1 protein-coding gene is annotated in these 297 nt (G+C 48.8%); it reads left to right on the top strand.

The window, feature by feature from the left end:
- Nucleotides 1-191 (top strand): 5-formyltetrahydrofolate cyclo-ligase (locus PZH32_RS13080; RefSeq protein WP_275208684.1); only part of this gene is annotated, 191 nt, incomplete at its 5' end.
- Nucleotides 192-297: the final 106 nt, after the last annotated feature.

Raw genomic sequence — 297 nt, 5'->3', positions numbered from 1 at the left:
CGGAAAACGGCGTCCGCCTTGGAAAAGGCGGCGGATATTATGACCGGTATCTGGAGACACATCCCGGCCATAAGACCATTGCCCTGGCATACGAGTTCCAGATCCTTCAGGAGCTCCCGGCGGAGCCGTATGACAAGAGCGTGGATATGATCGTGACAGAAAAACGGGTGATCCGGTGCAGCATTAATTAACAACATACAGACTGACATTTTTTGGACCGAAAATACCGTATGATACATTGCATGATCAGGATCACAAATCAGGGAGGAAACAGCCATGTTAATAGAAATCGGACAG

The sequence above is a fragment of the Adlercreutzia equolifaciens genome (assembly GCF_029076695.1).
In the GTDB taxonomy this organism is placed as follows: Bacteria; Actinomycetota; Coriobacteriia; order Coriobacteriales; family Eggerthellaceae; genus Adlercreutzia; species Adlercreutzia equolifaciens_A.
This window is presented reverse-complemented; position numbering and strand designations above follow the sequence as displayed.